At 67.7% G+C, this 8,914-nt stretch carries 8 protein-coding genes; 6 read left to right on the forward strand and 2 right to left on the reverse strand.

Features of this window, described 5'->3' with window-relative positions:
• Positions 1-16: 16 nt before the first annotated feature.
• The gene (locus AB4Z46_RS19150) at positions 17-445 is read right to left on the reverse strand and encodes a serine/threonine protein kinase (RefSeq protein WP_442285112.1); all 429 of its coding nucleotides are present in this window, start codon (positions 443-445) and stop codon (positions 17-19) included.
• A 287-nt stretch (positions 446-732) separates the two neighbouring features.
• On the opposite strand from AB4Z46_RS19150, the gene AB4Z46_RS19155 reads away from it, so the two are divergent.
• From AB4Z46_RS19155 to AB4Z46_RS19165, 3 genes are read left to right on the forward strand one after another with little or no spacing between them, the layout of a single operon-like run.
• Positions 733-2,067: a C4-dicarboxylate transporter DctA gene (locus tag AB4Z46_RS19155; RefSeq protein WP_442285113.1), complete on the forward strand. Its 1,335-nt coding sequence runs from the start codon at positions 733-735 to the stop codon at positions 2,065-2,067.
• Between the two features lie 8 nt (positions 2,068-2,075).
• On the forward strand, positions 2,076-2,774 hold the full coding sequence (locus AB4Z46_RS19160; RefSeq protein WP_442285114.1) for a GntR family transcriptional regulator: 699 nt from the start codon (positions 2,076-2,078) through the stop codon (positions 2,772-2,774).
• 49 nt (positions 2,775-2,823) lie between these two features.
• The gene (locus AB4Z46_RS19165; RefSeq protein WP_442285115.1) at positions 2,824-3,897 is read left to right on the forward strand and encodes an AI-2E family transporter; all 1,074 of its coding nucleotides are present in this window, start codon (positions 2,824-2,826) and stop codon (positions 3,895-3,897) included.
• Here AB4Z46_RS19165 and AB4Z46_RS19170 read toward each other — a convergent pair.
• Positions 3,889-4,800 (reverse strand): LysR substrate-binding domain-containing protein, encoded by a 912-nt coding sequence (locus AB4Z46_RS19170; RefSeq protein ID WP_442285116.1) that lies wholly within the window; start codon positions 4,798-4,800, stop codon positions 3,889-3,891. The two genes, AB4Z46_RS19165 and AB4Z46_RS19170, sit on opposite strands and share 9 nt — an antisense overlap.
• A gap of 110 nt (positions 4,801-4,910) precedes the next feature.
• Here AB4Z46_RS19170 and gcl point away from each other — a divergent pair, with 110 nt between their 5' ends.
• Genes gcl through AB4Z46_RS19185 form a run of 3 tightly spaced genes read left to right on the forward strand, consistent with a single transcriptional unit; the run spans position 4,911 to position 8,442 of the window.
• Positions 4,911-6,704 carry a glyoxylate carboligase gene (gcl, locus tag AB4Z46_RS19175; RefSeq protein WP_442285117.1) on the forward strand — a complete coding sequence of 598 codons (1,794 nt, stop codon included), beginning with the start codon at positions 4,911-4,913 and terminating at the stop codon, positions 6,702-6,704.
• A 31-nt stretch (positions 6,705-6,735) separates the two neighbouring features.
• The gene (hyi, locus tag AB4Z46_RS19180; protein WP_442285118.1) at positions 6,736-7,515 is read left to right on the forward strand and encodes a hydroxypyruvate isomerase; all 780 of its coding nucleotides are present in this window, start codon (positions 6,736-6,738) and stop codon (positions 7,513-7,515) included.
• Between the two features lie 24 nt (positions 7,516-7,539).
• Positions 7,540-8,442 carry a 2-hydroxy-3-oxopropionate reductase gene (locus AB4Z46_RS19185; RefSeq protein ID WP_442285119.1) on the forward strand — a complete coding sequence of 301 codons (903 nt, stop codon included), beginning with the start codon at positions 7,540-7,542 and terminating at the stop codon, positions 8,440-8,442.
• Positions 8,443-8,914: the final 472 nt, after the last annotated feature.

The following is an 8,914-nucleotide window of genomic DNA, read 5'->3' on the forward strand; positions in this document are numbered from 1 at the left end:
CGTCGGGCGCGCGCCTTTACTGCGGCGTGCCGGTCTTTTCCTTCGGATTGGTCGGCACGTCCGGCCGCTCACCCTTGATGCCGGCCTGAGGTTTGAGTTCGTTCTTCGTGGGCTTCACTTCCGCGCGGCTCAGTTCCCCTGTCGGTTGGGGAGCGTTCGGCTGGTCGTTGGTCATGGTCGAGGGTTCGCCCTTCGGCACCATGGTGTTGGCAGGGCTACGGGTCTCGGAGCGGGCCTCGGACTTCACGACGGCGCGAGAGGCCGGGTTGCTGCCGTCGGGCCGCTGCGTCGGGTTCGCGACGCCTGCGGGAGTCTTGGTGCTGGCCTGTCCGCCCTTGGCGGGATCAGGTGCGGCCGGGACCGCCGTGGTCTGGGCCGTTGCGCCACCGGACAGCCCGAGCAATCCGGCCAGCGCGACGGTGGTGATGAGTGTTCCCTTCTTCATGGTGTCTCCCGATAGATGGACCACCTCGGATCGAGGTCGTTCCGAATCTAGGAGTCTCGAGCGCGCGACATGTGGGAATTCGGGGCCGGTGCCTGTAGGCCGGCTCATCTACCGAGGCCTGCCGACGCAGCCCCGCCACTGTTTGCGAATCTATTGACCCCTAACACAAACAACAGCGCGTTACGCAGTTCCGGGAATACCCTCAGCGCATTTCGGCGAACCTTGCCTACATTGCTTGTATGCAAGACAACGTGCAGCTTGCATGCAAACCTACACGGGGAACCTCCATGCCACGTTTCGCCAAATCGCTCTTCGGTCAGGTGGTCATCGCGCTGGTGCTCGGCGTGGTCGCGGGCCTGTTCTTTCCGGACTTCGCCGTCAAGCTCAAGCCGCTCGGCGACGGCTTCATCAAGCTGATCAAGATGATCATTCCGGTGCTGGTGTTCTGCGTCGTGGTGCACGGCATCGCCGGCGCGGGCGACCTGAAGCGCGTCGGCCGCGTCGGGGTCAAGGCGCTGATCTACTTCGAGGTGCTGACCACCATCGCGCTGGCCCTCGGGCTGGTGCTGGCCTTCGTCTTCAAGCCCGGCGTCGGCATGAATGTCGATCCGTCGAAGCTCGACCCCGCGGCCATGAGCGCCTATGCCTCGAACGCCGACAAGCTGACCAGCGGCGGCACGGTCGAGTTCCTCATGAAGCTGATCCCGACCACCGTGGTCAATGCCTTCGCGACCGGCGACGTGCTGCAGGTGCTGCTGTTCGCGGTGCTGTTCGGCTGCGCGCTGTCGCTGCTCGGCGAACGCGGCCGGCCGGTCGGCGCCGTGGTCGATGCGCTCTCGCTGGTGCTGTTCAAGATCATGGGCATCATCATCAAGCTGGCACCGCTGGGCGTGCTGGGCGCGATCGCGTTCACGGTCGGCCAGTACGGCATCGGCTCGCTCAAGCAGCTCGGCATGCTGGTCGCGCTGTTCTATTTCGCGGTGCTGTTCTTCGTCTTCGTGGTGCTCGGGCTGGTGATGCGCTTCTCGGGCTTCAGCCTGGTCAAGCTGCTGCGCTACCTGCGCGAAGAACTCACCATCGTCTTCGCCACCACCTCGTCGGACAGCGTGCTGCCCCAGATCATGGCCAAGCTGCGCCACATGGGCATCCGCGACTCGACCGTGGGCCTCGTGATCCCGACCGGCTACTCGTTCAACCTCGACGCCTTCTCGATCTACATCACGCTGGCGGCGGTGTTCATCGCCCAGGCCACCAACACTCCGATCTCGATGGCCGACCTGCTGACCATCCTGGCGATCGCGCTGGTCACCTCCAAGGGTGCGCACGGCGTGCCGGGCTCGGCGATCGTGGTGCTGGCCGCCACGCTGCACGCGATTCCGGCGATCCCGGCCATCGGGCTGGTGCTGGTGCTGTCGGTCGACTGGTTCATGGGCATCGCCCGCGCGCTCGGCAACCTGGTCGGCAACTGCGTCGCCACGGTCGCGATCGCCGCCTGGGAGGGCGACATCGACCGCGAGCGGGCCCATGCGGTGCTCAACGGCACCCACTCGCCCGAGGACGAGCCGCTGGCCGAACCGGGCTCGCCGGCCGCCGTCTCGGTCGCCGCCTCGGTGGCCCATTGAGCAAGCCGATGACCGATGTCACGCCCACCCACATCGCCGAACGCGTGGTCGAGGCGATCCTGGCGCAGAAGCTCGCGCCCGGCGAGCGCCTCGGCGAGCAGGCGCTGGCGGAGAACTTCGGCGTCAGCCGCACCATGGTGCGCGAGGCCTTGATGCAGCTGCAGGCGCGCGGCTTCGTGGAGGTGCAGTCGCGCCGGGGCTGGTACGTGGTCGAACCCTCGGCCGAGGAAGCGCGCGACGCCTTCGCGGCCCGCCGCATCGTCGAGGCCGGCATCCTGGCCGAAGCCGGGCGCCCGCTCTCGAAGGTGATCCGCAAGCTGCGCGAGCACATCGCCGACGAGAAGCGCGCCATCGCGGGCGCCGACGCCGCCACCCGCGCCTTCCTGCTGGCCGACTTCCATGTCTGCCTGGCCGACCAGATGGGCCACCGGCTGCTGTGCGACGTGCTGCGCGACCTGACGGCGCGCACCACGCTGGCGGCCACGCTGTTCCAGTCGAAGCACGAGGCCGCCGAATCCTGCGCCGAGCACGCCGCGATCGTGGCTGCGCTGGAAGCCGGCGACACGCCGCGCGCCCGGCAGCTGATGCTGGACCATATCGGCAACGTCGAGCAGGCGCTGCAGGTCGAGGCGCCGCCGCTGCCCGACGCCGACGAACGGCTGCGCAGCACGCTGGCGCCGGTGGCGCTGCCTCGCGGCATCCGCTGACACGTTTGGCCTCAATGGGGGCGGCCGTTTCGGCTACAGTCGATCCGGCATGAATACCCCAGCCCTGCAGCGCGGCACCTTCCTCTTCCTGCTGGCGGTCGTCACGATCGCCTTCGGCTGGATCCTCTTCCCCTTCTTCGGTGCCGTGATGTGGGGCCTCGCGCTCGCGATCCTGTTCACCCCGATCTACCGGCGGCTGCTCAAGAAGATGGGCGGGCGGCGCAACCTGGCCGCCATCACGACGCTGCTGATGGCGATGGTGGTGGTGATCATCCCGCTGGTCGCGGTCAGCCTGTCGCTGGTCGAGGAGGTGTCGCTGCTGTCGCAGAAGATCCGCTCCGGCGACATCAGCTTCGCCAACTACTTCCAGCAGGTGGTCAACGCCATCCCGCAGTGGGCGCTCAGCCTGCTCGACCGCTTCGGCCTCGGCAACGTCGAAGGCCTGATCAAGCAGGTCTCTCAGGCGGCCGCCCGAGGCAGCCAGGCGATCGCCACCCATGCGGTGGCGATCGGCCAGAACACCTTCGAATTCATCATCAGCTTCGGCCTCATGCTGTACCTGCTGTTCTTCCTGCTGCGCGACGGCGCCGAGTTGTCGAAGACGATCCGCGCCTCGCTGCCGCTGGCCAAGCCGCACACCCACTACCTGCTGAACAAGTTCACCACCGTGATCCGCGCCACCATCAAGGGCAATGTCGCGGTGGCTGCGGCGCAGGGGATCATCGGCGGCGTGACCTTCTCGCTGATGGGGCTGCAGGGCTCGCTGCTCTGGGGGGCCCTGATGGCCTTCCTGTCGCTGCTGCCGGCGGTCGGCGCGGCGCTCATCTGGGGGCCGGTGGCGATCTACTTCCTGGCCGTCGGCGCCTTCGGCAAAGGCCTCGGCCTGATCTTCGTCGGCGTCTTCGTGATCGGCCTGGTCGACAACATCCTGCGGCCCCTGCTGGTCGGCAAGGACACCCAGATGCCCGACTACGTGGTGCTGATGTCGACGATCGGCGGGATCGCGCTGTTCGGCATCAACGGCTTCGTGATCGGGCCGGTGATCGCGGCGCTGTTCATGGCGGCCTGGGACCTGTTCGCCTCCTCGAACGAGGAAAGCGCCAACGCGCCGCCGCTACCCTGAGCGGGCGCTCCACCACGCCTCGCCGAAGCGCCCCTGGAGAAAAGCCACGAAGCTCGACACCTTGCCCGGCACCAGCTTGGGCGAGGGGAAGACGGCATGGATCTCCTGCTCGGGCAGCGCGTGATCGGCCAGCACTTCGCACACCTGCCCTGACGCCAGCGAATCGCTCGCCACGTAGCGCGGCATCAGCGCGATACCGAGGCCGGCACGCGCGGCGGCCAGCACCGCCGAGACGTTGTTCGAGCGCAGGCGCCCCGAGACCGGCACCGTGACCGGCTCGCCGCGCGGCGTGTGCAGGTGCCAGACGTCGTCGCCGACCACGCTGCTGTAGATCAGCGCCACGTGGGCGCTCAGGTCCTGGGCCTTCCTGGGCGTTCCGTGCTTCTTGAGGTAGGCCGGCGCGGCCACCATGACCCAGGGATTCATGCCCAGGAAGCGCGCGCCGAGCGACGAATCGGCCAGCTTGCCCATGCGGATCGCGACGTCGATGCCCTGCGCCACCAGGTCGACATAGCGGTCCTCGAAGCTCAGGTCGACCTGCACCTGCGGGTGGCGCGCCATGAATTCCAGCGCCAGCGGCACCACGATGCGGCGGCCGAAGGCAGTCGAGGTGCCGATGCGCAGCAACCCCTGCGCCTGCGACTGCCGCAGCTTGACGATGCTCTCGGCCTCCTCGGCGTCGCGCACGATGGCCTTGCACTTCTCGTAGTAGAGCGCGCCCGATTCGGTCAGGCTGACGCCGCGGGTATTGCGGTTCAGCAGGCGCGCCTTCAGGCGCGCCTCGGTGGCCGCGACCTGCTTGGTCACGGTGGGCTGGGTGGTGTTGAACTCGCGCGCGGCCTTGGAGAAGCTGCCGGTCTCCACCACGCGCACGAACATCTCCATCGCCAACAGTCGGTCCATGGTCGGATGCTACCCACTTATTCCACCCAGGAATAGGCTTTATGGTCCAGCGCCCCCTTCTACCGACAGGCCCGAATTCCTACAGTCGAGCTCAACCCAAGGAGACTCGCATGGCAAAGATGACCGCGGCACAGGCCGCCGTGCTCGTGATGGAAAAGGAAGGCGTGACGCAGGCCTTCGGCGTCCCCGGCGCCGCCATCAACCCGTTGTATTCCGCGCTGCGGAAGCAGGGCGGAATCGCCCACATCCTGGCCCGCCACGTCGAGGGCGCCTCGCACATGGCCGAGGGCTACACCCGCGCCGTGGCCGGCAACATCGGCGTGTGCATCGGCACCTCCGGCCCGGCCGGAACGGACATGATCACGGGGCTCTACTCGGCCTGGGCCGACTCGATCCCGATCCTGTGCATCACGGGCCAGGCGCCGCGCGCCCGGCTCTACAAGGAAGACTTCCAGGCGGTGGACATCGAGTCGATCTCCAAGCCGGTCACCAAGTGGTCGGTCACGGTGCGCGAGCCCGGCCAGGTGCCGCAGGTGTTCCAGCAGGCCTTCCACCTGATGCGCTCGGGCCGCCCGGGTCCGGTGCTGATCGATCTGCCCTTCGACGTGCAGATGGCGCAGATCGAGTTCGACATCGACACCTACACGCCGCTCGCGCCCTACAAGCCGGCCGCCACGCGCGCCCAGATCGAGAAGGCCATCGCGATGCTCAACGCGGCCGAGCGCCCGCTGATCGTGGCCGGCGGCGGCATCGTCAATGCGGATGCGAGCGACCTGCTCGTGCGCTTTGCCGAAGCGACCGGCGTGCCGGTGATTCCGACGCTGATGGGCTGGGGCACGATCCCCGACGACCATCCGCTGATGGCCGGCATGTGCGGCCTGCAGACCAGCCACCGCTACGGCAACGCGACGATGCTCGCGAGCGACTTCGTGCTCGGCATCGGCAACCGCTGGGCCAACCGACACACCGGCTCGGTCGACGTTTACACCAAGGGACGCACCTTCGTGCACGTGGACATCGAACCCACGCAGATCGGCCGCGTGTTCACGCCCGATTTCGGCATCGTGTCGGACGCGAAGGCCGCACTCGAGCTGTTCGTGCAGGTGGCCGAGGAGATGAAGGCCCAGGGCCGGTTGCCTGATCGCCACGAATGGGCCGGCCAATGCCGCGACCGCAAGAAGACGATGCTGCGCAAGACCAACTTCGCGGACGTGCCGATGAAGCCTCAGCGCGTGTACCAGTGCATGAACAACAACTTCAGCCACGACACCTGCTACGTCAGCACCATCGGGCTGTCGCAGATCGCGGCGGCGCAGTTCCTGCACGTCTACAACCCGCGCCACTGGATCAACTGCGGCCAGGCCGGCCCGCTGGGCTGGACCATTCCGGCGGCTTTGGGGGTGCGCGCAGCCGACCCGACGCGCAAGATCGTCGCGCTCTCGGGCGACTACGACTTCCAGTTCATGATCGAAGAGCTGGCCGTGGGTGCGCAGTTCAAGCTGCCCTACATCCACATCGTGGTCAACAACTCCTACCTCGGGCTGATCCGCCAGTCGCAGCGCGGCTTCGAGATGGACTACTGCGTGCAGCTCGGCTTCGACAACATCAACGCCGCCGAGGACGCCGGCATCGAGCGCAGCTACGGCGTCGACCACATGAAGGTGGTCGAGGGCCTGGGCTGCAAGGCGATCCGCGTGCACAAGCAGGAGCAGATGACGCCTGCCATCCAGCGCGCCGAAGAGCTCATGGCCGAGTTCGGCGTGCCGGTGGTGATCGAGGTGATGCTCGAGCGCGTGACCAACATCGCGATGGGCACCGAGATCGACGCCATCAACGAGTTCGAGGCGCTCGCCGAAGGCCTTGATGACGCACCGACGGCGATTGCGGCCGCGATGCTCGACTGAAACCTTGCGGGACAGACCAGGAGACAAACACATGCCCAAGTTCGCAGCCAATCTGACGATGCTGTTCAACGAGCTGCCGTTCATGCAGCGCTTCGAGGCCGCCGCGAAGGCGGGCTTCCAGGCCGTCGAGTACCTGTTCCCGTATGCCTACGACAAGAAGGAACTGGCCGCCGCCCTGCGCGACAACGGCCTCGCGCAGGTGCTGCACAACCTTCCGGCCGGCAATTGGGATGGCGGCGAGCGCGGCATCGGCTGCCATCCGGACCGCGTGGGCGAGTTCCGCGAAGGCGTGGCACGCGCGATCGACTACGCGACGGCGCTGGGATGTCCGCAGGTCAACTGCCTGCTCGGCAAGCTGCCCGAGGGGGTGGCGCAGTCCGATGCGCGCAAGGTCGTCGTCGACAACCTGCGCTTCGCGTCGAAGGAGCTGCTGGGCGCGGGCATCCGACTGCTGATCGAGCCGATCAACACCTTCGACATCCCGGGCTTCTACCTGAGCCGCACCGACCAGGCGCTGGCCCTGATCGACGAAGTCGGCTCGCCCAACCTGCGGGTGCAGTACGACATCTACCACGCGCAGCGCATGGAGGGCGAACTCGGCAACACGCTCACGAAGAACATGGCGCGCATCGGCCACATCCAGCTGGCCGACAACCCCGGCCGCGGCGAGCCGGGCACGGGCGAGATCAACTACCCATGGCTCTTCAAGCACATCGATTCGCTGGGCTACGACGGCTGGATCGGCTGCGAATACAAGCCGCGCGGAACGACCGTCGAGGGCCTCGGCTGGCGCACCGCCCTCACCTCCTGACAACCGACGAAAGAAACCAACGCAATGTCCAGCACCACCCCAAAGATCGGCTTCATCGGCCTCGGCATCATGGGCGCCCCGATGGCGGGCCACCTGCTCGAAGCCGGCCACCCGCTGTTCGTCAACACCCACGGGAAGCCGCCCGAACCCTTTGCTTCTCGCGCCACGGTCTGCGCCAGCGGCACGGAGGTCGCGCGGCAGGCCGACATCGTCTTCATCATGGTGCCGGACACGCCGGACGTGGAGAAGGTGCTGTTCGGCGAGGGCGGCGTCGCCGCAGGACTCTCCAAGGGCAAGACGGTGGTCGACTGCAGCTCGATCGATCCGATCGCGACCAAGGCCTTCGCGGCCAGGATCGCCGCGCTCGGCTGCGCCTACGTCGACGCCCCGGTCTCGGGCGGCGAGGTCGGCGCCAAGGCGGCCAGCCTCACGATCATGTGCGGCGGCGATGAAGCCGACTTCGGCCGTGTGCGGCCACTGCTCGAGAAGATGGGCAAGAACATCACGCTGGTGGGCGGCGTCGGCGACGGCCAGGTGTGCAAGGTGGCCAACCAGATCATCGTCGCGCTCAACATCGCGGCGGTCGGCGAGGCGCTGGTGTTCGCCTCCAAGGCCGGAGCCGATCCGGCCAAGGTGCGGCAGGCGCTGATGGGCGGCTTCGCGTCGTCGCGCATCCTCGAGGTGCATGGCGAGCGCATGATCAAGCGCACCTTCGCACCGGGGTTCCGCATCGCGTTGCACCAGAAGGACCTGAATCTTGCGTTGCAAGGGGCCCGCGCATTGGGCGTGGCGCTGCCGCAGACGGCGAGCGCGGCGCAACTGATGAATGCGTGTTCGGCGCTGGGGTACGGGCAGGAGGACCATTCGGCACTGGTGCGGGCGCTGGAGGCGATGGCGCAGCATCCGGTGGCGCCGGACGCTGGTTGACCGAGATTGGTTCGGGGTGGCTTGCCGGCGTACGGGGTGCGTCGGCGGTGGGCGGTATGCCCCGGGCCGGCCGACGTCACCGGCCGCTGCGCGGCTGCCCTGCGCTGCTCGCGGTACGCGGGGTCTCGCTCAAACTCGCTCCGCTGCGCTCCACTCAAACAGTCGCGAGCCCTGATCCGCGCACCGCTGCGCTGCTCGGCGGTGCCTCAACGGCCGGCCCGGGGCATACCGCCCACCGCCGCAGACAGGCTGGGGTTGCATCGGCGTTGGAGACGCCGCCGGCCTTTGAAAACCCCTGAGCCCGGCATGCGGTGCGGGACCGGCGATCCCCTCTGCGCCGCTGAGGAGCGCAGCTTCAGGCGGAAAAAGGGCCGCGCGTGTTTGAGCGAAGCGAGTTTGCGCGGACCCCGCCTGAAGCGAGCACCGCAAGGCAGCCCGAAGGGCCGGCGCAGTGGGGTCGACGGGCCCGCAC

Origin of the sequence: Variovorax sp. M-6 (assembly GCF_052114385.1) — a bacterium.
Taxonomy (GTDB): Bacteria; Pseudomonadota; Gammaproteobacteria; order Burkholderiales; family Burkholderiaceae_C; genus Variovorax.

What these genes read in the sequence shown, in the direction of transcription:
- AB4Z46_RS19150 (WP_442285112.1), bottom strand. Translation starts at nt 445, where the DNA reads ATGAAGAAGGGAACACTCATCACCACCGTCGCGCTGGCCGGATTGCTC.
- AB4Z46_RS19155 (WP_442285113.1), top strand. Translation starts at nt 733, where the DNA reads ATGCCACGTTTCGCCAAATCGCTCTTCGGTCAGGTGGTCATCGCGCTG.
- AB4Z46_RS19160 (WP_442285114.1), top strand. Translation starts at nt 2,076, where the DNA reads ATGACCGATGTCACGCCCACCCACATCGCCGAACGCGTGGTCGAGGCG.
- AB4Z46_RS19165 (WP_442285115.1), top strand. Translation starts at nt 2,824, where the DNA reads ATGAATACCCCAGCCCTGCAGCGCGGCACCTTCCTCTTCCTGCTGGCG.
- AB4Z46_RS19170 (WP_442285116.1), bottom strand. Translation starts at nt 4,800, where the DNA reads ATGGACCGACTGTTGGCGATGGAGATGTTCGTGCGCGTGGTGGAGACC.
- gcl (WP_442285117.1), top strand. Translation starts at nt 4,911, where the DNA reads ATGGCAAAGATGACCGCGGCACAGGCCGCCGTGCTCGTGATGGAAAAG.
- hyi (WP_442285118.1), top strand. Translation starts at nt 6,736, where the DNA reads ATGCCCAAGTTCGCAGCCAATCTGACGATGCTGTTCAACGAGCTGCCG.
- AB4Z46_RS19185 (WP_442285119.1), top strand. Translation starts at nt 7,540, where the DNA reads ATGTCCAGCACCACCCCAAAGATCGGCTTCATCGGCCTCGGCATCATG.